Genomic DNA, 23339 nt, shown 5'->3' with positions numbered 1-23339 from the left:
TTATTGTTTTGTCAGATGAGCCAGTCTCACCTGTTCAACCAGCTGCCGGCCTGCATCCTTGTCGCCGGTTTCAAGCCAGTTCAGCCCGGACCAGCCCCGTAACCAGGTTAACTGCCGTTTGGCCAGCTGGCGGGTCGCGGCTATGCCCCGTTGCACCATTTCATCATAGCCAACATTGCCGGCCAGGTAATCCCACATTTGCCGGTAGCCCACACAACGAATGGACGGCAAATCCGGGTGCAGATCTCCCCGTTCATACAATGCCCGGACTTCCTGCTCAAACCCCTGCTCCAGCATAAGATGGAATCGCTCGGCAATGCGCAGGTGCAGTTCGGCGCGCTCAGCCGGCGCAATCGCAAACTGTAACACTTTGTAAGGCAGAGGATCACCCTTGCTTGCGGTCAATTCTGTGAGCGTTTTACCGGAAATCCGAAAAACTTCCAGTGCCCGGGAAAGGCGCTGGGGATCGTTGGGGTGAATGCGTGCCGCCGACACCGGGTCGATGCGTGCCAGCTCGGCATGCAGCGCCTGCCAGCCATGTTCGGTGGCTTCGCGCTCAATGCCGGCGCGAATGCCCGGATCGGCCGGTGGCAAGGGCGACAAGCCTTCCAGCAAGGCCTTGAAATAGAGCATGGTGCCGCCCACCAGCAGCGGAATACGCCCGGCAGAGGTGATCTCGGCCATGGCGGCCAGGGCGTCTTTGCGAAAATCGGCAGCAGAATAGGCATCGGCCGGATCGATAAGATCAATCAGCCGGTGTGGCGTGACGGCCTGCTCTTCGGCCGTTGGCTTGGCGGTGCCGATATTCATGCCTTTGTAGACCAGCGCCGAGTCGACACTGATAACCTCGCAGGGAAGCTGACGGCACAATTCCGTGGCCAGACCGGTTTTGCCCGAGGCGGTTGGCCCCATCAGGAATATTGCCAGGGGCTTAGTCCCCATATGTCCACCTGTTCAGTTGCGGTTCCAGATCCACCGGACACATAAAGTCCGGCAGCTCGTCGTTCAGTTCAGGCACCAGCTGCCGCCACAGTGCCGTGGCCTCCTGCCAGCTCCATTCGTTGTTCTCAATGGCCTGCTGCGCCAGCCACTGGCACAGGGCATCGGGCCGGCGCGCCGCTTCCTGCTCCAGCCGTATCAGTAACTCGGGAAACAGCCGGGCCAGATCCGCATGGCGAAGCGGTTGTGGCACCCGGGTCAGAATAATGGTGTCGCCGGCACCGGTTTTCAACTCCAGCCCCAGCTTTTGCAACAGTGCTTCATGGGTTTGCAGCAGCGCTTGCTGCTCTGCCGGCAACGACAGCCGGATTGGCAACAGCAGCGGCTGGGGTGTCAGTCCCTGCTGCCAGGCCGCCAGCAGCGCCCGGCCATTCAGCCAGGCGCTGGCCTGCTGAAGGTCGCACAACCACAGCCGTTGCTGCCACAGCACCACCAGAAAACGCGCCCGCTCCAGCAGCAGCGGCCCACCGGTGATGTCTGCTTCGGCGGGCGACGATGTGTCGGCCGGTGCGGCGCGCACGCTGCCGGGCAGCGTGGTCATCAGGCCGTCAAGCGCCTGCCACTCGCCGCGGCTGATGCCGCTGCCCCGGCCATGAGCAGCCGTCGCCTGGCCGTAACCGTGGCCGGCGGGCGCGTAGCGGGGCGATGATGAAGCAGGTGCCGGCGGATCATAGTCATCGGTCTCGTAGCCGGCATCCGGCTCGGCAGCCGACGCTGGCGGCGCCAGAGCCGCTTCGGCCAGGGCCTGGTGCAGCACCTGATAGATAAAGTCGTGTACCAGCCGGCTCTGATGAAAACGTACCTCGTGTTTGGCCGGATGTACGTTGACATCCACTTCATGAGCGTCCAGCTCAAGATAAAGCACAAAGGCGGCATGGCCTTCGGCCGGCAGACGCTCGCCATAGGCCTGGCGCACCGCATGGTTGAGCAGCTTGTCGCGCATCATGCGGCCATTGACATAGGTATATTGCAAATCCGGCTGGGCCCGGGCCGCCGAGGGCGGCGCCAGCCAGCCCCATAAGCGCAGGCCGTGATGCTCGCTGTCGAATTTCAGCGCCGAGCTCACAAAGGCCGGTCCGCATACCGCCGCCAGCCGCTTGTCATGCTGGGACGGCAGCTTGCCGGCGCGGTACTGACGCACCGGCTTGCCGTTGTGGCGCAGGGTGATGTTCACATCAAAGCGGCTGAGAGCAATCCGGCGCAATACTTCATCGATATGGCCGAATTCGGTTTTTTCGGTACGCAGAAAGCGCCGCCGGGCCGGGGTGTTGAAGAACAGATCGCTCACCTCCACCGTGGTGCCCTGAGGATGCGATGCCGGCTGCAGCTGCACTGCCATGTCCCGGCCTTCGGCCACCGCCTGCCAGGCCTGCTCCTGTTCCGCCGGCCGGGAAGTCAGCAGCAGCCGGGACACCGAACTGATGGACGCCAGCGCCTCACCGCGAAACCCGAGGCTGAGAATGGCTTCCAGATCCGCCAGAGTGCTGACCTTGGAGGTGGCATGACGGGACAGTGCCAGGGTCAGTTCATCCTTGCCGATACCGCCGCCATTGTCGCGAATGCGGATCAGCTTGGCGCCGCCTTTTTCAATGTCCACCTCAATGCGGGTGGCACCGGCGTCCAGGCTGTTTTCCACCAGCTCCTTGACCACGGACGCAGGCCGCTCCACCACTTCGCCGGCGGCGATCTGGTTGGCCAGACGGGCTGGCAGTATCTGTATGGCCATATCAGCTTCCCGGAATATTCAGTACCTGCCCCACCCGTACCACGTCTGACTGCAGGTCGTTGTGGCCCTTGATGCGGCTGACGGTGATTCCATAACGACGGGCGATCACCGACAGACTTTCACCGCTTTTTACCGTGTGACGAATGGACGAACCAGGGGCCACCTTGGCCGCCATCATGGTGCCATTGGGCGGGTTCTGGCGGTAATAGGACTTGATGCCATTCAGCAGCGCCTGAGCAATTTTTTGCTGATGGGACGAGGTCAGCAACAGCTGCTCTTCATGGGGGTTGGAGATAAAACCCGCTTCAATCAGCAGCGAAGGAATATCGGGAGATTTCAGCACCGCCAGGCTGGCGTGCTCGGGCTTGCGTTTGTGCAGCCGCACCACCTTGGCCATTTCCGCCAGAATATGCTCGCTGATGGCGTAACTGTCGGCCCGGGACTTGTCCATGGACAGGTCGAGAAAGGTACGGGTGAGATAGGGGTTGCCATCTGTCTGGGAAATCACCTCGCCCACTCCTCCCAGCAACTCCGACTGACGCTCCTGCTTTTCCAGCCAGCCGGCCATTTCCCGGTTGGCCCGGTTGGATGACAGCAGCCATACAGAGGCACCGCGCGGGCCCTGATTGGCCACGCTGTCGGCATGAATGGACAGCAGAAGATCGGCCCTGGCCTTGCGGGCAATTTCCGAGCGCTGGTTAAGGTTGACGTAATAATCACCGCTGCGGGTCAGCACGGCACGCATGCCCGGCTCCTTGTTGATAAGATCTGCAAGCCGGCGGGAAATGGCCAGGGTGACGTGCTTTTCCCGGTTCTTTTTCGGGCCTATCGCCCCCGGGTCTTCCCCGCCATGACCGGCATCCACGGCAATGACCAGCTCCCGCAGTCCCGCCGGCGCCAGCTTGCGTACCGAAGGCGCTGGCTTGCGGCTCTGATCCTGGTAGGGCAGATCGATCACCAGGCGGTGGCCGTACTCCCCGGCCGGCGCCAGCGGAAATACCACGGGTTTCACCGAGGCCTTGAGTTCAAATACCAGCCGGTAGCTGCCGGCACGAGAGGGCTTGCTGCTGCGAATGCGGGTGATCAGCTCACTGCTGTTTTTTATGGTGGAAAAGTTGAACCGGTTTTGAGTCTGCTCCAGATCCACCACCAGGCGGTGGGGGTCATTCAGCATAAAATGATCGAAACGGGGTGATGCCTGCATGTCGAGCACAATGCGGGTATTGTCAGGCGAGGGCCAGATACGAATGCCTTCCAGCTGATTGGCCCAGGCACTGAGGGAGCACAGTAAACAGACAAGGGTCAGCAGGACTCTCATGCTTGCACCGCCTTCAGCATATGGCGACCAGTGCTGGTATGAGCTTCAAGCAGCACCTTTCTGGCCTCGCCATCGTAACTGAGGGTAATGTCCAGATCGGGAGCCGGCAACATGCCTTGCCCCTTTTCCGGCCATTCCACCAGACACAGGCTGTTGCCGGTGAAATAATCGCGAATGCCCATATACTCGAGCTCTTCCGGATCGGCCAGCCGGTAAAGGTCAAAATGATAGATGGCGCGCTCACCGCACTGATAGGGCTCCACCAGGGTGTAGGTGGGGCTTTTCACCTTGCCCTTATGACCCAGGGCCTGAATTACGCCCCTGCTGAAAGTGGTTTTTCCGGCCCCCAGGGCTCCGTGCAGAAAAATTACACAGGCGTTATCACTGCTGTTTGCCAGGGCATCGCCCAGTGCCAGGGTAGCGGCCTCATCGGCCAGGGTCAGAGTCAGGCTCGTTGTTGTCATGTTCATCCGTTAAATTGATAAGGCTTCTTATGGGTGTCAGCAGATCCGATGCCAGCATGCCGACCATGCCATGAGCGGCAGCCATATCACCGGCACAGGCATGCAGGCACACAGCCAGTCGGGCGGCGGCTTCGGGTTCCAGCCCCTGGGCCAGAAAAGCGCCGATTATACCAGATAACAAATCCCCCATGCCTCCCGACGCCATGCCCGGATTGCCATGATGACACAGGGCCAGGCCAGACTCGCCGGCCACCAGAGTTCCGGCCCCTTTCAGGACCACTACGGCACCGGTTTGTTCCCGCAATTGTCGCACCGCAGCGAGCCGGTTCCGTTCCACCTCGGCGGCGGTGCAGCCCAGCAGGGCCGCCGCTTCCCCGGAATGGGGCGTGAGTACCGCATTGGCCGGCACCCTGCCTTGCAGCAGGTGCAGGGCATCGGCGTCGATCACCATGGGCTTGCCGGCGTTCAGGGCGGCGCCCAGCAGCGTCCGGCTCCAGTCGTCCCGGCCCAGCCCCGGGCCCAGCACCAGGGCATGGGCCCAGCCCCACTGGTCAAAACCGGGAAAGACGGCGGTCATCAGCTCGGGCCGGGTCAGGTTAAGCAGTTGCACATGATCGCCATGGCTCACCAGCCGCACCAGACCGGTGCCGCAACGCAACGCCGCTTCCCCCGCCAGCCGAATGGCGCCGCTCATGCCCCGGTTGCCCCCCACCACCAGCAACCGGCCCGCCTCGCCCTTGTGGGCCCCGCGCCGTCGCCGGGGCAAGCGCCCGCGCTCGTCGAGCCAGTGCAGCGACTGCAGCGCCGGCGCCCTCCCCAACCTATGCTGTATACCCAGATCCGCCAGTAATACGCGACCACATACGTCCGGCCCGCGGCCGGTGAGCAGGCCGGGCTTGAGCCCGACAAAACTGAGGGTGGTATCGGCCACCACCGCTTCGGCGGGAATGCGGCCGGTATCGGCACACAGGCCTGATGGCAGATCCACCGCCAGCACCGGTACGCCCAAGCGATTGATGGCGGCAATATGCTGCCGTGCCGGCTCTCTGGGCTCGCCACTGAGACCGGTGCCGAGCAGGGCGTCGATCACCAGCTCCGGCTCGCCCTGCAGCGCCCCCAGGGTTTCGATGGCGCCACCGTCGGCCCGGTAGTGATCCCGGGCGGTGGCGGCATCCCCGGTCAGTGTGTCGGCATCGCCCATCTGCACCAGCTGCACATGAATGCCGGCCGCCCGGGCCAGGCGGGCCACCACATAGCCGTCGCCACCGTTGTTCCCGCCACCACAGAACACCCACCAGTGCCGGGCCAGGGGCCACTGCCGGCGGGCCAGCTCAAAGGCCGCCAGCCCCGCCCTGCTCATCAGCTCAAACATGGCCATGCCCATGGCGGCGGCCGCCTGCCGCTCACCCAGCTTGATCTGCTCCGGCAGCCAGAGTCCTTGTGTTAGAATGTGGGGCTTTTCCAGACCGGTAATGCTCATGACCACTCCCGATTTTGCTGCGTTGGCTCACGATATCAAGCTCTGGGCGGCAGAGCTAGGCTTTGACCAGGCCGGCATTACCGGCACCGACTTGAGTGACCATGAGCCCTTGCTGGCCGACTGGCTGAACAAGGGCTACCACGGCGAAATGGACTACATGGCCCGCCACGGCATGATGCGCGCCCGCCCTCATGAGCTGCTGCCGGGCACCCTGCGGGTCATTTCGGTGCGCATGAACTACCTGCCCGAACACGCCGCCATCGCCCATGTGCTGAGCGATCCGGACAAGGGCTATATCAGCCGCTATGCCCTGGGGCGGGATTATCACAAGGTGCTGCGCAACCGGCTGAAAAAACTGGCGGACAAAATCACCGAGCGGGCCGCACAGCTAGTGGCCCGCCCCTTTGTGGACTCGGCGCCGGTGCTGGAGCGGCCCCTGGCGGTGAACGCCGGCCTGGGCTGGACCGGCAAGCACTCTCTGGTTATCAGCAAGGAGCAGGGCTCCTTTTTCTTTCTGGGGGAATTGCTGGTCAACCTGCCGCTGCCGGTGGACACACCGGAAACCGAAGAAGGCTGCGGCAAGTGCGTGGCCTGCCTCACCATCTGCCCGACCCAGGCCATTGTCGAGCCCTATGTGGTGGATGCCCGCCGCTGCATTTCCTACCTCACCATCGAGCTGGACGGCCCCATTCCGGAAGAATTCCGCCCATTGATGGGCAACCGCATTTACGGCTGCGACGACTGTCAGCTGATCTGTCCCTGGAACCGCTTTGCCAATGCCAGCAAGGAGCCGGACTTTGCCCCCCGGGATCGGCTGCACGCGCCCCGCTTGCTTGAACTGTTTGACTGGAGTGAGGCTCAGTTTCTGAAAATGACCGAAGGCAGCCCCATTCGCCGCATCGGCCACCGCCGCTGGCTGCGCAATATTGCAGTGGCCCTGGGCAATGCGCCCGCCAGCCCGACGGTGGTGTTTGCCCTGGAGCAGAAACGGGACCAGGTGGATGACATGGTGCGGGAGCATATCGACTGGGCACTGGCCCGGCAGGCCGGCAAGCTGGCGCAGCAGGATCGCAAGACCGCCCGGCTGATCCGCGCCGTGGACAAGGGCATGCCCGGCCACGCCCGCTGAACGCCGACGGCGTGACCAGGCCCGTATTACCGTTATTCAAACCCCTGTAGACTAATAAGGCACATTTTATGTGCCAGACTGTTCATTATGGCTACGAGTGAGGCGAATCATGGGACAACTGGACAGAGCCGATCAGCAGATCATCAAGGAACTTCAGGAAAACGCCCGCATGACGCTGACCGAGCTGGCGTCCCGGGTGGGGCTGTCAAAGACCCCCTGCCAGCTGAGAATGCGCCGGCTGGAAGAGCAGGGCTACATCAAGGGCTATACCGCCCTGGTGGATCAGAGCAAGCTCGGCATGAGCCATATCGCCTTTGTGCAGATCACCCTGAACGACACCAGCAGCAAGGCTCTCTCGGCCTTTAACAAGGCGGCGCTCAAGATCAGTGAAGTGGAGCAGTGCCACATGATCGCCGGTGGCTTTGACTACCTGCTGAAGGTGCGCACCAGTGACATGGCGTCCTACCGCATGGTGCTGGGAGAAAAGATATCCGCCCTGCCCCATGTGCTGCAGACCAGTACCTTTGTGGTGATGGAAAACGTGCGGGATATCGGTCCCGTCAGCATCTGACGCTGCCGGCCTGCGCCGGTCACAGCACGGCCGTGTCCCGCTGAACCGGGACACGGCCGTTTTTCTGGTTACTCCGATGCCGCAATCAGGCTGGCGTTACCACCGGCGGCGGTGGTGTCCACGCACAGGTGACGCTCCAGCACAAAACGCTCGGGCAGGGCCTGCTCGGTGATCAGCGGCAACAGGGCGCCGTCACGACGGGCCAGGGCCACCCGGTACTGACGCAGGGTGTCGATGTCGGCGACACTGACCACCGCTTCGAAACCGGTGAGGGTCTCCAGGGCCTCGGGCCGCAGCAGGCCGTCCAGGCCAATGGCCGGAATGCCTGCTGCCACCGCGCCTTCCAGCGCGGCCTGCGCCCCCGGCGCCACCACCACCACGGCGTTGCCCTGAGACAGGGCGGTGCCGGCCTGGGTCATGGCCGAGGCCAGATCCGGCCCCAGGCAGAGGATGGTGCCACGGGCAAAACAGCGCAGCCGGTTCAGCTCACCGGTCGGGCCCGGCATCTCTTCCGCATGGGCGTCCAGGGCCGCGGGCACACTGCCAAACAGGGTGGCCAGTCGCTCGGCCCGGTTCCGGGTCTGAGCCCAGTCCTTGCCATCCAGCTGCACAATGGCCGCCTGCACCTGGGCCGCGGTGACCGCCGCCGCTGGTGCTGGCTGCACCCCGGTGCCATCGGCGCTGGCCATAAAGCGGCGCACATACTGGGGACCACCCGCCTTGGGGCCGGTGCCCGACAGGCCTTCACCGCCAAAGGGCTGGGAACCAACGATGGCGCCAATCTGGTTACGGTTGACGTAGATATTGCCCACCTTGACCCGGCTGGTGATGCGTTCCACCCGCTTGTCGACCCGGGTGTGCAGGCCAAAGGTCAGGCCAAAGCCCTGAGCATTGATTTGATCCACCACGCGATCGAGCTCATGTGCCTCAAAGGTGGCCACATGCAGTACCGGGCCGAAGATTTCTTCTTCCAGCTCGTGAATGCCTTCCAGCTTGATCACGGTCGGCGCCACGAACAGACCTTCGGCAGGCACCGGCAGCTGCTTGAGCACCCGTCCCATGCGCGCAAATTTCTCACAGTGTGCCTCAATACCGCGTTTGGCGCTTTCGTCGATCACCGGCCCCACATCGGTGGAGAGATCCCAGGGGTTGCCCAGACGCAGCTCGTCCATGGCGCCGAACAGCATGGCCAGCAGGTGGTCGGCGATGTCCTTCTGCACATAGAGCATGCGCAGGGCGGAGCAGCGCTGGCCGGCACTCTGGAAGGAAGATGCCAGCACATCGCGCACCACCTGCTCCGGCAGGGCGGTGGAGTCCACGATCATGGCGTTCAGACCACCGGTTTCCGCCACCAGGGGCGCATTCGGCTTCATCGACTCGGCCATGACCTTGTTGATGCGCTGGGCGGTGGCGGTGGAGCCGGTAAAGCAGACGCCGTCGATGCGCGGATCCGAGGTCAGTGCCGCCCCCACCGTGCTGCCACTGCCGGGCAGCAGCTGAATGGCTTCGCGAGGAATGCCGGCCTCATGCATCAGCTCGACCGCCCGGGTGGCGAGCAGCGCGGTCTGGCCCGCGGGCTTGGCGATCACCACGTTACCGGCCGCCAGCCCCGCCAGCACCTGACCAGCAAAGATGGCCAGGGGGAAGTTCCAGGGCGAAATACAGGAGATCACGCCACGGCCGGTGCCGAAGTCCTGGTTGCGCTCGGCTTCGTTCGCATAGTAACGGGCGAAGTCCACGGCCTCGCGAATTTCCGCCACTCCATCCGCCATGGTCTTGCCCGCTTCCCGGGTAGCCAGGGCGAACAGCTCGGGGGCGTGCTCTTCAAACAGATCCGCCACTCTGCGAATGCGCGCGCTGCGCTCGGCCACCGGCAGGGCGGACCAGATATCCACGCCGCTGCGGGCGGCAGCGATGGCGGTTTCAATATCATCGGCATTAGCCTGTACCACCTTTCCGACCACATCACTCGGCACCGCCGGGTTGCGCACCTCTTCGGCTTCTGTGCTGGTCACCGCCCCGGCAATCACCGGGCCGCCCTGCCACTGATGCGCCTTGAAGGCGCCACGAGCCGCATCGACTTCGGCCATTTCCACCGGGTTGGTGATATCCCAGCCTTTGGCATTGCGGCGACCGGCACCGTAAAGATCGGCGGGGCGCGCAATGATCCTGCTTGATACCTCGCTGCCCATGGCCGCCACCGTGTCGAACGGATCCCTGGCGATGTCTTCGGGCTGAATGCGGGTGTCGACAATCTGGTTAACGAAGGAGCTGTTGGCGCCGTTCTCCAGCAGGCGACGCACCAGATAGGCCAGCAGATCCTGGTGGGCACCCACGGGAGCATAGATACGGCAGCGGGTGCCCTGGCTGGTGAGCACGGTATCGTGCAGGGATTCGCCCATGCCATGCAGGCGCTGGAATTCAAAGCAGTCCTTGTCCTGAGCCAGCTCCAGAATGGCCGACACCGAGTGGGCATTGTGGGTAGCGAACTGCGGGTAAATGCGATCGGTCATACCCAGCAGTTTTTTGGCACAGGACATATAGGACAGATCGCTGTTGACCTTGCGGGTGAACACCGGAAAGCCTTCCAGGCCCATCACCTGGGCGCGCTTGATTTCCGCATCCCAGTAGGCGCCTTTGACCAGCCGCACCATGATGCGGCGATCCAGCTTTTCGGACAGCGCGTACAGCCAGTCAAGCACGGGGGCGGCCCGCTTGCTGAAGGCCTGCACCACAATGCCGAAACCGTCCCAGCCCGCCAGCGATGGATCGGACAGCACGGCTTCGATCACGTCCAGGGACAGATCCAGGCGATCCGCCTCTTCCGCATCGATGTTAAAGCCCATGTTGGCCGCCTTGGCCTGCTGCGCCAGCTCCAGGGTGCGGGGCACCAGCTCTTCCATCACCCGCGCTTTCTGACCGAACTCGTAACGGGCGTGCAGGGCCGACAGCTTGACCGAAATGCCGGGGTTCTTGCGAATGTCCTGATGCAGACAGTTCGGCGCCAGAGAAGTAATGGCGGAAGAATAGGCCTTGTGGTAGCGCAGGGCGTCGGCATCGGTGCGGGCCGCTTCACCCAGCATGTCGTAGGAATAGGTATAGCCACGGGCTTCGTATTTCTGGGCGCGCTTGAGCGCCTCCTCGATATTGCGGCCCAGCACAAACTGGCGGCCCATCTCTTTCATGGCCTGCCCCACGGCGGCGCGTACCACCGGCTCGCCCAGACGCTTGACCATGCCGCGCAGAGTGGAGGACAAGCCCTGACGGTCTACCGGCGACAGCAGCTTGCCGGTGATCAGCAGCGCCCAGGTGGAGCTGTTGATCAGTGAGGAGCTGGAGCGGCCACGGTGATCACCCCAGTTGCCGGAGGAAATCTTGTCTTCGATCAGCTCGTCAATGGTGCTGCTGTCCGGCACCCGCAGCAGCGCCTCTGCCAGGCACATCAGGGCCACGCCTTCCTTGGTGGTCAGGCCGTACTGGGCCAGGAATTTTTCCATCATGGTCGGGGTGGAGCCGGCCCGCACCTGACGTACCAGCTCGGCGGCCCGGGCGGAAATCCGCTGCCGCACCTCGGCGGAAATGGCGGCTTCGGTGGCCAGCTCCCCAATCACCCTGGCTTCATCCGCCAGATAATGACTCCGGATCTGCTCCCGGCAAGCCACCAGCGACAGTGAATTAGCTTTCATCCGACCTTACTCCCTCGGTATACATGAACAATATGGTTACATCATGCTAACCGAAAGGAGGAATGCATTTTTCCCATACATTCAAACACGACAATCCAAATGAACTTTTTGAAAGCCCCTATTTTTTCTTTTTTACCACCAAAAACCCAAGAACAGGTCATTTATACCAGAGCAAAAAGTAAGACTCTAAAGAAGCCAAGCTGACCACTCCCGCCCTGCCAGCACAATCCTGTCACCGCCGAACAAAGCACGGACAACGGCGCCTGAAAAAGGCCAGCTCAAGAAGAGTGAATGCGGCAACGAGGAGGGATGACAAGACCGAACGCAGTAAAACGCCAATTCCGAAAAGCAAAAAGCCGACCCTGAGGTCGGCTTTTTAAATTGGAGCGGGAAACGAGATTCGAACTCGCGACCCCAACCTTGGCAAGGTTGTGCTCTACCAGCTGAGCTATTCCCGCAAAACTTTTTAGATACCGTTCTGGTGAAACGTTATCGTTGTAATTTGGAGCGGGAAACGAGATTCGAACTCGCGACCCCAACCTTGGCAAGGTTGTGCTCTACCAGCTGAGCTATTCCCGCAAAACTTTTTAGATAGCGCTCTGGTGAAACGTTATCGTTGTAATTTGGAGCGGGAAACGAGATTCGAACTCGCGACCCCAACCTTGGCAAGGTTGTGCTCTACCAGCTGAGCTATTCCCGCAGATTTTAACTTTTTCAAACACCGGCCTGGTGACCCATGTTTTTTAATTTGGAGCGGGAAACGAGATTCGAACTCGCGACCCCAACCTTGGCAAGGTTGTGCTCTACCAGCTGAGCTATTCCCGCACTGACTGTCATCAGTCTATCGTAACCAGTGGCTTGCTTCGCATTTCCCCTTGGCTACGGGAGGCGTAGTATAAGCACGCGCCGATCGAATGCAAGCCTTTTTTTAACGGTGATTTTCAACTGCCGAAAATGTCACCAAACGCTCAAAAAGCGCCGGATTCCGGGTCAGATGGTAAACACATGCTGGCGATAGAACTGCAGCTCGGCAATGGACTCGCGAATATCGTCCAGGGCCTGGTGGCTGCCCTTCTTGGTAAACTGCTCCAGCAACGCCGGTTGCCAGCGACGCACCAGCTCCTTGATGGTGCTCACGTCCACATTGCGGTAATGGAAAAAGGCTTCCAGCTCCGGCATGTGACGGGCCAGAAAACGCCGGTCCTGACCGATGGAGTTGCCGCACAGGGGGGAGCTGCCTTCCGGCACCCACTGGCGCAAAAACGCCAGGGTCTGCGCCACCGCCTCGTCTTCGGTAACGGTGCTGGCCTGCACCCGGGCCACCAGGCCGGAGCCGGTATGGGTGCGCACGTTCCAGTCGTCCATCTTGCCAAGCTCCGCCTCGCTCTGGTGAATGGCCAGTACCGGGCCTTCCGCCAGAATATTGAGCTCCTTGTCGGTAACGATGCTGGCAATCTCGATAATGCGGTGTTCGTCGGGCTCCAGACCGGTCATTTCCAGATCGATCCACACCAGGTTTTCGGTACTTTGGCTCATGGGTTGCTTTCCTGCGGCTTGGCAAATAAGGACAAGGTTGAACGGGAAAGTGTATCATAGCCGGCAGTGAAAACAGGTTCGAGGACAGCGTGACCAAGAAGAGACGCCTGAGCAAAGGCCAGAAACGCCGCGTAAGCGACAACCAAAGCCGCCGGCTGAAAAAACAGAAGGCCGAGGTGATCGACGACACCCTGCTGGGCCCGCCCCAGGAAGGCGTGGTGATCAGCCGTTTTGGCCAGCATGCCGATATTGAAGACAGCGAAGGCGAAATCCATCGCTGTAACCTGCGCCGCACCATTGGCTCGCTGGTGACCGGCGACCGTGTGGTCTGGCGACCGGGCACCGATGCCCTGCAGGGCATCAGCGGCGTGGTGGAGGCCGTGCACCCGCGCACCACCGTATTGACCCGCCCCGATTATTACGACGGCATCAAGCCGGTGGCCGCCAATATCGACCAGATTGTGGTGGTGTCTGCGGTGCTGCCGGAGCTGAGCTGCCACATCATCGACCGCTACCTGGTGGCCGCCGAAGACGTGGAAATGCCCCCCATGCTGGTGCTCAACAAGGTGGATCTGCTGAGCGACGAGCTGCGCCATGACGCCGAGCGCGATCTGCAGCGCTACCGCGACATCGGCTACCGGGTACTGCTGGTGAGCTGCGACACCGGCGAGGGCCTGAATGAACTGCAACAGGCACTGAGCAGTCACACCAGCATTTTTGTGGGCCAGTCCGGGGTGGGCAAATCGTCTCTGGTCAACGCCATCATGCCCGATGTCGAGGCCCAGACCGGCGCCGTGTCCGACAACTCGGGCCTGGGTCAGCACACCACCACCACCGCCCGTCTGTATCATTTTGCCACCGGCGGCTCATTAATCGACTCCCCCGGCATTCGCGAGTTTTCCCTCTGGCATCTGGAGCCCGAGCGAGTGGCCTGGTGTTTTCGCGAGTTTCGCGACTACCTGGGCGGCTGCCGCTTTCGCGACTGCAAGCACGGTACCGATCCCGGTTGCCTGCTGCAGGAGGCCGCCGCCGACGGCCGCATTCACCCGGAGCGACTCGAGAGTTACCACCGCATTATGAACGCCATGGCGGACAAGCCTGACCGCTATCATCCCAACTCCTGACTGTGTGAATTCAGAATGAAAGACCATTTCAAGATTTTGCTGCAATATCTGCTGCCCAAGCATTTGCTGTCCCGCCTGGTGGGCAAGCTCGCCGCCGCCGAGGCCGGCGCCCTTACTCAGTGGCTGATTAAACAGTTTATTCGTCGCTACCAGGTAGACATGAGCGAGGCCGCTCATTCGAATCCGGGCCACTACAAAAGCTTCAACGAATTCTTTACCCGCCCGTTAAAGGAGGGCGTGCGTCCGCTGGTGAAAGGCGATGACCTGCTGGCCATGCCGGTGGACGGCGCCATCAGCCAGCTCGCCCCCATTGAGCAGGGCCGCATCATTCAGGCCAAGGGCCACGATTTCAGCGCCCGCGCCCTGCTGGGCGGCGACAAGGCTCTGGCAGCGCCCTTTATCGGCGGCGACTTTGCTACCATCTATCTGGCCCCCCGGGACTATCACCGCATTCACATGCCCCTGGACGGCGTGCTCAGAACCATGATCTACGTGCCCGGCGAGCTGTTCTCGGTGAACCCGCTCACCGCTTCACGGGTGCCCGAGCTGTTTGCCCGCAACGAGCGGGTGGTGTGTATTTTCGATACCCAGGCCGGCCCCATGGCCATGGTGCTGGTGGGCGCCACCATCGTCGCCAGCATTGAAACCGTCTGGGCCGGCACCGTTACCCCGCCCCCGGGTAAGCGGGTGCAGCGCTGGGACTACGACACCGACACCGCACCGCGCCTGGCCAAGGGCGAGGAAATGGGCCGGTTCAAGCTGGGCAGTACTGTGGTGTGCCTGTTTGGCCCCGGCCAGGTAGCCCTGAGCGAGCAGCTTGTACCCGGCACGCCCACCCGCATGGGCACCGAGTTCGGCCGCCTTGTGAAACCATAACGTAAACCAGCTCCACAGAGAGAAGCCGCCGTGTTTGCCCCCATTCTGCTGTTTTTCATGCTGTTGTTGCTGCCGGCCCCGGTGCCGGCGGATCAGAGCGTGGCCGATATTGAAGCCCTGCTGAAGGAAATTCCGGAAGGGGACAAACCCGAGCTGCAAAAGCTGCGCGACAGCTACAATCAGGCGCTGCAACTGGTGCGCGAAGGAGATCGCTACCGCCAGCAGACCGACAGCCTGCGCAAGTTCATGGACGAATATCCGGCGGCGCTGAAAAAACTGGAGCAGCAAAAGGCCAACCTCAAAAGCACCTCTACCGAAAGTGTACCTCTGCTCGACGGCCCGGATCTCGACCAGGCGCTGGTGGATGCCCAGGCCCGGCGGCTGGAGCTGAGGCGCCAGCGGGAAGAGCTGACCAACACCCTGAACCTGCAGGAGCTCAGCAACAGTGGCCTGCACAACCAGCTCGATGAGCTGCGCCAGCAGCTGCGCCAGACCCAGCAAAGCCTGGATCAGATGCAGTTCACCGATAACCAGAGCCGGCAACAGAACGCCAACCGCATGCTGGCCATGGTGCGGGAGCAGACCCTGCAGCGGCGCATTCAGATGCTGGAGCTGGAGCAGTTGTCGTCGGGCAACCGGGACGCACTCAACAAGCTGCGGCTGGAAATACTGCAAAGCCGGCTGGCCGATCTCGACCAGTACATCGACGCCTTGCAAAACCGGCAGAATGAGCTGCGCCGGGCCACCACCGAGGCAGCCATTGCCGAAAGCGAACGGCTGCTCGACGAGGTGGAAACCGACTCTCCCCTGCTTGCCCGGGAGCAGGAGCGCAATCAGCAACTGTCAGCCACCCTGGCCGAGCGCAGCCGTACCATAGAGTCGTTGCAGCTGGAAAATCAGGCGGTGGAAAGCGCCGTGGCCGAGCTGAACACCCTTAAAAACAACCTGAAGGAGCAACTGGAGTGGCTGGAGGTCAGCCGGGGCTTTGGCGAGAACCTGCGCAACCGGCTGAGTGAACTGCCTCCCCCCTACCCGCTGCCCCAGCTGGAAGCCCGTATCGTGCAGAGCCGGGTGGATCGCTACGGCTATCAGGAAAGTCTGGATGACATTGCCAACAACAGCTACCGCAACCGGCTGCTGACCCTGGAGCAGGATCTGAGTGAAGAACAGCAACTGCTGCTCGAAGAGCTGCTCACCACCCGGGGGCGGCTGCTGGAGCGGCTGCTGGCAGTAACCGACAACCAGATCCACGAACAGACCCGGCTCAAGGTGGCCTACAGCCGGCAAAACGGTCAGCTGGAAGAAATTCGCGCACTGACCGAAGAGCGGCTGTTCTGGCTGCCGGATCTGCGTCCCATTGGCAGCAATTTTCCCGCTGCCATGCTGGAAACCCTGGACTGGCTGACCCGCACCGCCACCTGGACCGCGCTGCCCCGGGCCCTGCAGCAACAGGGTTGGGCCAGCCTGACCCTGTATGGCATCAGCACCATGGTGGTGCTCTATCTCTGGCTGCTGAGCCGGCGCAGCCTGCGGGATTATCTGACCCGCATCAGCCCGCGCATCGGCAATGTCACCCAGGACAAATACAACTATACCTTCAATACCCTGCTGCTCAGCCTGCTTACCGCTCTGCCACTGCCGGCGCTGCTGTCGCTGCTGTCTCACGCCATCGACTCGCCCCTGGCCCCGCCCATCGTCGTGTCACTGGCGGCGGCACTGCGCGAGCTGATGATGCCGGTCTTTATTCTGCTGCTGGTGGGTAACCTCACCCTGCCCAGGGGCCTGCTGGTGATGCATTTCAACCTGCCCGCCGAGCAGGCGCGGCGGGTGTGGCGACAGTTCCGTACCCTGATGCTGAGCCTGTTGCCCATGCTGTTGCTGCTTTATACCTCACGGGAATTCAGGGAATTTTCTCTCTATGAGACCCTGGGGCGACTGGCCTTTATGTATACCTGCCTGCTGATGAGCCTGTTTTCCTGGCGGCTTTATCGCCAGGACATGCCGCTGCTGGTGTCAGCACCGCGTCAGGAACACCTGACCCTGGCCAATCACCTGCTGTGGGGTCTGCTGATCACCGCCCCCTTGCTGGCTCTGGCCGCCGCTGTCATGGGCTATCTGTTTACCGCTCATACCTTGTTGCGCCAGCTGGAGTTTTCGGTGCTGGCGGGGCTGGGTTTTGTCATGGCCTACCTGTCGGTACGGCGCTGGATGCTGCTGCAACGCCGCCGACTGGCCTTTGAGCGGGCCAAGGCCCGCCGCGCCGAGATCCTGGCCCAGCGCAAGGAAAAAGAGCGGGACGAGCCTCAGGAAACACCGCCCAGTCCGGAAGCCGAGGCCGCTGCCGTGGCCGAGCTGGATCTGGATACCATCAGCGCTCAGTCGCTGGGGCTGCTGCGATCTGTGCTGATGCTGGGCTACATTCTCACCCTGATGCTGCTGTGGTCGGAGATCAACACCGCCTTCAGTTTTCTCGACAGCATCGAAGTCTGGCATGTGTCCAGCAGCCTGGCCGGGGAAGACAGCCTGGTACCGATCTCGCTCAAGGATCTGGTGATCGCCCTGTTTCTGGTGGTGTTAACGCTGATCACCGCCCGCAACCTGCCGGGGCTGATGGAGCTGAGTGTACTGCAGCATCTGGATCTGTCTCCCGGCACCGGTTTTGCCATTACCACCATATCCAAATACCTGGTGCTGGTCTTCGGCGCCTTTGCCACCTTCGCCATGCTGGGCATCGACTGGTCCAAGCTGCAGTGGCTGGTGGCGGCGCTGTCGGTGGGCCTGGGCTTTGGCCTGCAGGAGATCTTTGCCAACTTCGTGTCGGGCCTGATTATTTTGTTTGAAAAGCCCATTCGCATCGGCGACACCGTCACCATTCGGGATCTCACCGGCACCATCTCCAAAATCAAGACCCGGGCCACCACCATAGTGGACTGGGACAGACGGGAGATTATCGTGCCCAACAAGGCCTTTATTACCGAGCAGTTCGTCAACTGGTCGCTGTCGGATGCCATTACACGGGTCAAACTCTATGTGCGGGTGAGGCTGGACGCGAATGTGGAGCTGGTGCAGCAACTGCTGCAGGAAGCCATTGATGAATGCAGTCTTATTCTCGACAACCCGGTGCCCGAGGCCTTTCTGGTGGAGCTGACCGACTCGGCGCTGGTATACGAGGTGCGGGTCTATGTGAACGACATGGGCCACCGCATGCCCATGACTCACGAGCTGCACAACCTGCTGCTGGAGCGGCTGCGCCGTCACGATATCCGCATTCCGCATCAGCAGGTGGATATTCGGCTGGTGGGCGAGCAGGGCCTGTCTCTGAAACCGGCAGGATCCCGGGGGTAGCGCCGGGCTGACTTGCACAGGGCAGCAAGCCGGGCCACACTTGGGTGTTGGCCCCAAGCTACCTGAAGGCTGCCATGTTAAGGATCCTTGCCCTTGTTCTGCTGCTGGGCGGCTGTGCCGCCCCCTACGATTACGCGGAAGATACCGACTTCAGCCGCTTTGATACGGTGGCACTGGCACCGGACATGGATACCACCTCACTGGACGGCGCCCGCATTGCCGATGCCGCACGAGACCTGCTGCCCACCCGTGGTCTTACCCTCACCGAGCCGAAGCAGGCTTCGCTGTGGCTGAATTACCGGCTGGATGAGAATGTACGGCTGCTGACCACCATGCCCAGCATGTTCGGCCGCCATGGCTTCTGGGACGAAGAACGGGTCTATGGCGCCCGGCGCGAGCTGCATCTGGTGCTGTGGCTGGAGCAGCCCGGCTCGGGGCGAGTGCTGTGGCAAAGCCGCCATCCCAACGCCTTTCCTGGTGACGGCGTGCATGGCACCGCCCGCCGCGACAAGATCAGCCAACAGGTGGCCGAGCTGCTGGAAAATTACCCCCCTGAACAGTGAGGAGTAAGAGGTAAGGAGTGAGGAGAAACACCGCTAGCCCCTCACTCCTGTCTCCTCACGGCAGCCTCTGCTGCCCAGTGTCACGCTCGGGTGACAGGAAAGGCAACCACCTGCTCCAGCCGTTCGGCTCCCAGCGCCAGCATGATCAGCCGGTCGATGCCCAGCGCCACCCCGGCGCAGTCGGGCAGGCCCGCCGCCAGCGCCGCCAGCAGGTATTCATCCACCGGCTTTTCCGCCAGCCCCCGCGCCCGGCGCTGGGCGTTGTCCTGTTCAAAGCGGGCCCGCTGCTCGGCGGCATCACTGAGTTCATGAAAGCCATTGGCCAGCTCAATCCCCCTGAAATAGACCTCAAAGCGCTCGGCCACCCTCGCATCCGCCGGGCTGATGCGGGCCAGCGCCGCCTGGCTGGCGGGAAAGTCATACACAAAGCAGGGCACGTTCTGGCCGATGACCGGCTCCACCCCAAGGGCAAACAGCAGCTGCAACAGGGTATCCCTGTCGTCTTCACAAGCCAGCAGGTCGTCGGCGCCCAGCCCCTGGCCGGCGGCTCGCAGCTCGTTCAGGGAAGCGGTCAGCGGGCACACCCCCAGGGTTTGCTTAAAGGCATCGGCATAACTCAGCCGCTCGGGCTCGTCACAGCCCAGCACCCGCCGCAGCAACTCGGCCATTTCGTCCATCAGCCGGTGATGATCAAAACCCGGCCGGTACCATTCCAGCATGGTGAACTCGGGGTTGTGCAGCCGTCCCGACTCCTCGTTGCGGTAGGCTTTGCAGATCTGGTAGATGGGCCCGCTGCCGGCGGCGAGCAGCCGTTTCATGTGAAATTCCGGCGAGGTCTGCAGGTAGAGATCCTGGCCCCCGGCCATGCCGGGGCCGGTAAAGCGGGTAACGAAGTTTTCCAGATGCACATCGGTCACGCCGGCCGCCGCCAGGGTGGGGGTGTCGACTTCCAGTACGCCGCACGCAGCAAAGAAGTCGCGAACCTGCGCCAGCAGTTCGGCACGCCGGCGCAACAGGGAAAACTCGGCGGTGGGGAACCAGGATGACGTCATCATAAAAAGACACTCTGCAAAAAACGCCGAGTGTACTGTGAATCAGTCGCGACTGGCAGCCCCGCGCTCGCCTTTCAGCTCGATCTGGTTGCCTTCCGGATCGAACAGATAGATGGACAGGCCTTCGCCCTGAGCGCCGTAGCGCAGTGCCGGCGGCTCGCAGATCACCCCCGACAGGCTGAAGTAATTGAGCAGCGCATCGGGATCAAAGGGATCGATGCGCAGGCAAAAGTGATCCATGTTGGCCCGGCACTGATCGGCAGCCTCGCCGTCGCCACCCAGCGGGCCACGAATATCCACCAGATCGATCAGTTGATCGCCGGCGCGCAGCTGGTAGAGGCCGATTTCTCCCTTTTCACGTTCCAGGCAGCAGCCCAGCACCCTGCAATAAAAATCCAGCATGCGCTGGGGATTGCGCACCCGCAGCACCAGATGATCCAGCCCAAGCACCCTGAACATGGCGTTACTCCATTTCACGATTTGGCCAATAATGGCGTAATTTTGACCGAAACTGAAGCCTTTGGTTCCCCGCCCCGGACTCAGCGCAAACAAGGCTGCAATATTTCTGAACTTGTAGTCAGGAATAGTTGCAAAAAAGTTCGCCGTGGCTAGAATGCTGAAAACCGGGGGCCTAAAAAACCCCCGGTTTTTTTATGCCTGTCATTTACTGAGGTAATACCAATGCGTATCGAAGAAGACTTGAAACTGGGCTTTAGGGATGTGCTGTTTCGCCCCAAGCGCTCCACCCTCAACAGCCGCTCTCAGGTCGAGCTGAACAGGGAGTTCACCTTTAAGCATTCAGGTCGCCGCTGGTCCGGCGTGCCGGTCATCGCCGCCAACATGGACACCGTGGCCACCTTTGCCATGGCCCGTGCCCTGGCCCGTCACGAGATGCTGACCGCGGTGCACAAGCATTACTCTGTGGAACAATGGCAGGCCTTTGTGGCCGAGTCCGGCCCCGAGGTGCTCAGGCACGTGATCGTGTCTACCGGCACCTCCGACAAGGATTTTGAAAAGCTGCAGCAAATCCTGGCGCTGTCCGATGAACTGGGCTTTATCTGCATTGATGTGGCCAACGGCTACAGCGAGCACTTTGCCGCCTTCGTTTCCCGCGTACGCGAGCAGTGCCCCCAACACACCATCATTGCCGGCAACGTGGTCACCGGTGAAATGGTGGAAGAGCTGATCCTGTGCGGCGCCGACATTGTCAAGGTCGGCATTGGCCCCGGCTCTGTGTGCACCACCCGGGTCAAGACCGGCGTGGGCTACCCTCAGCTGTCCGCCATTATCGAATGTGCCGATGCGGCCCACGGCCTGGGCGGCCAGATCATCGGCGACGGCGGCTGCACCTGTCCCGGAGACGTGGCCAAGGCCTTTGGCGGCGGCGCCGACTTTGTGATGCTGGGCGGCATGCTGGCGGCCCACGAAGAGTGTGGCGGCGAGCTGATTGAGCGCGACGGCAAGCAGTTTATGAAGTTCTACGGCATGAGCTCCGCCAGCGCCATGGACAAGCATTCCGGCGGCGTGGCCAAGTACCGGGCGGCCGAAGGCAAGACCGTTGAACTGGCCTATCGCGGCCCGGTGGAAAACACAGTGCAGGACGTGCTCGGCGGCGTCCGCTCCACCTGTACCTATGTGGGCGCCCAGCGACTGAAGGAGCTGACCAAGCGCACCACCTTTATTCGCGTGCGCGAACAGGAAAACAACGTTTACGGCAAAGAGTAAAACGTGAGGGGTGAGGAGTAAAAAGCAAACCGTTTTCACCTCACTCCGGTCTCCTCACTCTTCACCATAAAAAACGGCGCCGAAAGGCGCCGTTTTTTATATGTAAAGCAAATCGCTTATTTTACGCGGGACACGTACTCGCCGGAACGGGTGTCGACACGCAGTACTTCACCGATCTGAATGAACAGCGGCACCCGTACCACGGCACCGGTGCTCAGGGTAGCGGGCTTGCCACCGGTGCCGGCGGTGTCACCCTTCAGGCCCGGATCGGTTTCAACGACTTCCAGCTCCACGAAGTTGGGCGGCGTCACGGAGATAGCGGCGCCGTTCCACAGGGTCAGGGTGCACACGTCCTGCTCCTTGAGCCACAGTCTGGTGTCGCCCACGGCTTTTTCGTCGGCGGCGATCTGCTCAAAGGTGTCGTTGTTCATGAAGTGGTAGAACTCGCCATCGTTGTACAGATAGGCCAGTTCCACATCCATCACGTCGGCCGCTTCCACGCTGTCGCCGGACTTGAAGGTTTTTTCCAGCACCTTGCCATTAAGCAGACGGCGGATCTTCACACGGTTGAACGCCTGTCCTTTGCCGGGCTTGACGAATTCGTTTTCAATAATGGCGCAGGGTTCTCCGTCCAGCATAATCTTGAGACCGGACTTGAATTCATTGGTACTATAGGAGGCCATTTTACCCTCGTAGTTGACAGAGTTGCAGAAAATGCCGGCAATGATACCCCTAAACGGGGGCGATTTACATATTCCCTGGCAAAAAGAGCTGGCCCGCGCCTTTACCACTCCCGAGCAGTTGCTGGACTATCTGGGGCTGGATGCCGCCCCCTGGCAAGCCGGGCTGGCCGCCCGCCGGCTGTTTGCCATGCGCGTGCCCCGCCCTTTTGCCGACAAGATGGAAAAGGGTAACCCGCAGGATCCGCTGCTGCGCCAGGTATTGCCCCTGGCCGAGGAGTTCGCCGAGGTGCCGGGCTTTGTCACCGACCCGCTCGACGAGCACGACAGCGCCCTGCCCGGCCTGCTGCACAAGTACCGCTCCCGGGTGCTGCTGGTGCTGCGCGGCGGCTGCGCGATCAATTGCCGCTACTGCTTTCGCCGCCATTTTCCCTATGCCGACAACAGCCCGGGCATGGGGGGCTGGCAGCCGGCAGTGGACTATATTGCCGGCCACCCGGAAATCAACGAAGTGATCCTTTCCGGCGGCGATCCGCTGATGGCAAAAGACGAGCATATCGCCCGCTTGCTGGACGAGCTGGAAAGTATTCCCCACCTGCGCCGGCTGCGCATTCACAGCCGGCTGCCGGTGGTCATTCCGGCGCGGCTCACCAACGGACTGCGCGATCGCCTGGCGCAAAGCCGGCTACGCCCGGTGCTGGTGCTGCACGTTAACCACGCCAATGAAATCGACGATGACCTAGCCACCCGTCTGCAGCGCTGGCAGCGGGCCGGTATTACTCTGCTGAACCAGAGCGTATTGCTGGCCGGGGTCAATGACGACGCCGACGCACTGGAGGCGCTGTCGGAGCGCCTGTTTGACGCCGGGGTATTACCCTATTATCTGCACCAGCTCGACAAGGTTGCCGGGGCGGCACACTTTGCGGTGAGCGATGAACGGGCCCGGGCATTGATGGCACAGCTGCTGGCCCGGCTGCCGGGCTTTCTGATGCCCCGGCTGGTGCGGGAGATCGGCGGCGAAGTAAGCAAAACTCCTCTCGATTTGAGCCTTGAACCCAGTTAAGG

General features: G+C 61.8%; 18 protein-coding genes and 4 tRNA genes. 8 read left to right on the top strand and 14 right to left on the bottom strand.

All coding sequences use genetic code 11. From position 1 onward, the window contains the following. The 5 genes from miaA to DA373_RS05185 are packed head-to-tail and all read right to left on the bottom strand — an operon-like array spanning position 1 to position 5987. Entirely contained in the window at positions 1-942 is a 942-nt protein-coding gene (gene miaA / locus DA373_RS05205; protein WP_107851272.1) for a tRNA (adenosine(37)-N6)-dimethylallyltransferase MiaA, read from the bottom strand. Continuing rightward, positions 932-2725 carry a DNA mismatch repair endonuclease MutL gene (gene mutL / locus DA373_RS05200; RefSeq protein WP_107851271.1) on the bottom strand — a complete coding sequence of 598 codons (1794 nt, stop codon included), beginning with the start codon at positions 2723-2725 and terminating at the stop codon, positions 932-934. The genes miaA and mutL overlap by 11 nt, the downstream gene beginning before the upstream one ends. A gap of 1 nt (position 2726) precedes the next feature. After that, complete coding sequence (locus DA373_RS05195) at positions 2727-4043, bottom strand: N-acetylmuramoyl-L-alanine amidase (RefSeq protein ID WP_107851270.1); 1317 nt, start codon at positions 4041-4043, stop codon at positions 2727-2729. Beyond that, the gene (tsaE, locus tag DA373_RS05190; RefSeq protein WP_107851269.1) at positions 4040-4507 is read right to left on the bottom strand and encodes a tRNA (adenosine(37)-N6)-threonylcarbamoyltransferase complex ATPase subunit type 1 TsaE; all 468 of its coding nucleotides are present in this window, start codon (positions 4505-4507) and stop codon (positions 4040-4042) included. Before tsaE ends, DA373_RS05195 begins: the two co-directional genes overlap by 4 nt. Next, positions 4470-5987, bottom strand: coding sequence for an NAD(P)H-hydrate dehydratase (locus tag DA373_RS05185; RefSeq protein ID WP_107851268.1), 1518 nt, complete (start codon positions 5985-5987; stop codon positions 4470-4472). The genes tsaE and DA373_RS05185 overlap by 38 nt, the downstream gene beginning before the upstream one ends. Between DA373_RS05185 and queG the strand changes: the two genes are divergently transcribed. Continuing rightward, positions 5986-7116, top strand: a complete 1131-nt coding sequence (queG, locus tag DA373_RS05180) for a tRNA epoxyqueuosine(34) reductase QueG (RefSeq protein ID WP_107851267.1) — start codon at positions 5986-5988, stop codon at positions 7114-7116. The two genes, DA373_RS05185 and queG, sit on opposite strands and share 2 nt — an antisense overlap. Before the next feature lie 109 nt (positions 7117-7225). Beyond that, positions 7226-7687 carry an Lrp/AsnC family transcriptional regulator gene (locus tag DA373_RS05175; protein ID WP_107851266.1) on the top strand — a complete coding sequence of 154 codons (462 nt, stop codon included), beginning with the start codon at positions 7226-7228 and terminating at the stop codon, positions 7685-7687. Positions 7688-7755: 68 nt separating this feature from the next. Here the strand turns inward: DA373_RS05175 and putA are convergent, their stop codons facing one another. From putA to orn, 6 genes are all read right to left on the bottom strand, one after another. Continuing rightward, complete coding sequence (gene putA, locus DA373_RS05170) at positions 7756-11373, bottom strand: bifunctional proline dehydrogenase/L-glutamate gamma-semialdehyde dehydrogenase PutA (RefSeq protein WP_107851265.1); 3618 nt, start codon at positions 11371-11373, stop codon at positions 7756-7758. Between the two features lie 382 nt (positions 11374-11755). Beyond that, positions 11756-11831 (bottom strand) — tRNA-Gly (locus tag DA373_RS05165). Positions 11832-11876: 45 nt separating this feature from the next. Continuing rightward, positions 11877-11952, bottom strand: a tRNA-Gly gene (locus DA373_RS05160). A gap of 45 nt (positions 11953-11997) precedes the next feature. Then, a tRNA-Gly gene (locus DA373_RS05155) sits at positions 11998-12073 on the bottom strand. A gap of 49 nt (positions 12074-12122) precedes the next feature. Further along, positions 12123-12198, bottom strand: a tRNA-Gly gene (locus tag DA373_RS05150). A gap of 165 nt (positions 12199-12363) precedes the next feature. Continuing rightward, complete coding sequence (gene orn, locus DA373_RS05145; protein ID WP_107851264.1) at positions 12364-12909, bottom strand: oligoribonuclease; 546 nt, start codon at positions 12907-12909, stop codon at positions 12364-12366. An 89-nt stretch (positions 12910-12998) separates the two neighbouring features. On the opposite strand from orn, the gene rsgA reads away from it, so the two are divergent. From rsgA to DA373_RS05130, 4 genes are all read left to right on the top strand, one after another. Further along, complete coding sequence (gene rsgA / locus DA373_RS05140) at positions 12999-14033, top strand: small ribosomal subunit biogenesis GTPase RsgA (RefSeq protein ID WP_107851263.1); 1035 nt, start codon at positions 12999-13001, stop codon at positions 14031-14033. A gap of 15 nt (positions 14034-14048) precedes the next feature. Beyond that, positions 14049-14909 (top strand): archaetidylserine decarboxylase, encoded by an 861-nt coding sequence (gene asd / locus DA373_RS16270; RefSeq protein WP_157953683.1) that lies wholly within the window; start codon positions 14049-14051, stop codon positions 14907-14909. 30 nt (positions 14910-14939) lie between these two features. Further along, positions 14940-18254 (top strand): miniconductance mechanosensitive channel MscM, encoded by a 3315-nt coding sequence (gene mscM, locus DA373_RS05135; RefSeq protein ID WP_157953682.1) that lies wholly within the window; start codon positions 14940-14942, stop codon positions 18252-18254. Positions 18255-18328: 74 nt separating this feature from the next. Then, entirely contained in the window at positions 18329-18817 is a 489-nt protein-coding gene (locus DA373_RS05130) for a DUF4136 domain-containing protein (protein ID WP_107851262.1), read from the top strand. A gap of 80 nt (positions 18818-18897) precedes the next feature. Here the strand turns inward: DA373_RS05130 and epmA are convergent, their stop codons facing one another. After that, on the bottom strand, positions 18898-19872 hold the full coding sequence (gene epmA, locus DA373_RS05125; protein WP_107851261.1) for an elongation factor P--(R)-beta-lysine ligase: 975 nt from the start codon (positions 19870-19872) through the stop codon (positions 18898-18900). A 39-nt stretch (positions 19873-19911) separates the two neighbouring features. Continuing rightward, complete coding sequence (locus DA373_RS05120; RefSeq protein ID WP_107851260.1) at positions 19912-20328, bottom strand: VOC family protein; 417 nt, start codon at positions 20326-20328, stop codon at positions 19912-19914. 222 nt (positions 20329-20550) lie between these two features. On the opposite strand from DA373_RS05120, the gene DA373_RS05115 reads away from it, so the two are divergent. After that, entirely contained in the window at positions 20551-21594 is a 1044-nt protein-coding gene (locus tag DA373_RS05115; RefSeq protein WP_107851259.1) for a GMP reductase, read from the top strand. Positions 21595-21710: 116 nt separating this feature from the next. Here DA373_RS05115 and efp read toward each other — a convergent pair whose 3' ends face one another. Next, complete coding sequence (gene efp, locus DA373_RS05110) at positions 21711-22277, bottom strand: elongation factor P (protein ID WP_107851258.1); 567 nt, start codon at positions 22275-22277, stop codon at positions 21711-21713. A 40-nt stretch (positions 22278-22317) separates the two neighbouring features. Here efp and epmB point away from each other — a divergent pair, with 40 nt between their 5' ends. Next, positions 22318-23337, top strand: coding sequence for an EF-P beta-lysylation protein EpmB (gene epmB / locus DA373_RS05105; RefSeq protein ID WP_107851297.1), 1020 nt, complete (start codon positions 22318-22320; stop codon positions 23335-23337). Positions 23338-23339 lie beyond the last annotated feature (2 nt).

It is taken from the genome of Oceanimonas marisflavi, assembly GCF_003049725.1.
Taxonomy (GTDB): domain Bacteria; phylum Pseudomonadota; class Gammaproteobacteria; order Enterobacterales; family Aeromonadaceae; genus Oceanimonas; species Oceanimonas marisflavi.
This window is presented reverse-complemented; position numbering and strand designations above follow the sequence as displayed.

What these genes read in the sequence shown, in the direction of transcription:
- miaA (WP_107851272.1), bottom strand. Translation starts at nt 942, where the DNA reads ATGGGGACTAAGCCCCTGGCAATATTCCTGATGGGGCCAACCGCCTCG.
- mutL (WP_107851271.1), bottom strand. Translation starts at nt 2,725, where the DNA reads ATGGCCATACAGATACTGCCAGCCCGTCTGGCCAACCAGATCGCCGCC.
- DA373_RS05195 (WP_107851270.1), bottom strand. Translation starts at nt 4,043, where the DNA reads ATGAGAGTCCTGCTGACCCTTGTCTGTTTACTGTGCTCCCTCAGTGCC.
- tsaE (WP_107851269.1), bottom strand. Translation starts at nt 4,507, where the DNA reads ATGACAACAACGAGCCTGACTCTGACCCTGGCCGATGAGGCCGCTACC.
- queG (WP_107851267.1), top strand. Translation starts at nt 5,986, where the DNA reads ATGACCACTCCCGATTTTGCTGCGTTGGCTCACGATATCAAGCTCTGG.
- DA373_RS05185 (WP_107851268.1), bottom strand. Translation starts at nt 5,987, where the DNA reads ATGAGCATTACCGGTCTGGAAAAGCCCCACATTCTAACACAAGGACTC.
- DA373_RS05175 (WP_107851266.1), top strand. Translation starts at nt 7,226, where the DNA reads ATGGGACAACTGGACAGAGCCGATCAGCAGATCATCAAGGAACTTCAG.
- putA (WP_107851265.1), bottom strand. Translation starts at nt 11,373, where the DNA reads ATGAAAGCTAATTCACTGTCGCTGGTGGCTTGCCGGGAGCAGATCCGG.
- orn (WP_107851264.1), bottom strand. Translation starts at nt 12,909, where the DNA reads ATGAGCCAAAGTACCGAAAACCTGGTGTGGATCGATCTGGAAATGACC.
- asd (WP_157953683.1), top strand. Translation starts at nt 14,049, where the DNA reads ATGAAAGACCATTTCAAGATTTTGCTGCAATATCTGCTGCCCAAGCAT.
- DA373_RS05130 (WP_107851262.1), top strand. Translation starts at nt 18,329, where the DNA reads ATGTTAAGGATCCTTGCCCTTGTTCTGCTGCTGGGCGGCTGTGCCGCC.
- epmA (WP_107851261.1), bottom strand. Translation starts at nt 19,872, where the DNA reads ATGATGACGTCATCCTGGTTCCCCACCGCCGAGTTTTCCCTGTTGCGC.
- DA373_RS05120 (WP_107851260.1), bottom strand. Translation starts at nt 20,328, where the DNA reads ATGTTCAGGGTGCTTGGGCTGGATCATCTGGTGCTGCGGGTGCGCAAT.
- DA373_RS05115 (WP_107851259.1), top strand. Translation starts at nt 20,551, where the DNA reads ATGCGTATCGAAGAAGACTTGAAACTGGGCTTTAGGGATGTGCTGTTT.
- efp (WP_107851258.1), bottom strand. Translation starts at nt 22,277, where the DNA reads ATGGCCTCCTATAGTACCAATGAATTCAAGTCCGGTCTCAAGATTATG.
- epmB (WP_107851297.1), top strand. Translation starts at nt 22,318, where the DNA reads ATGATACCCCTAAACGGGGGCGATTTACATATTCCCTGGCAAAAAGAG.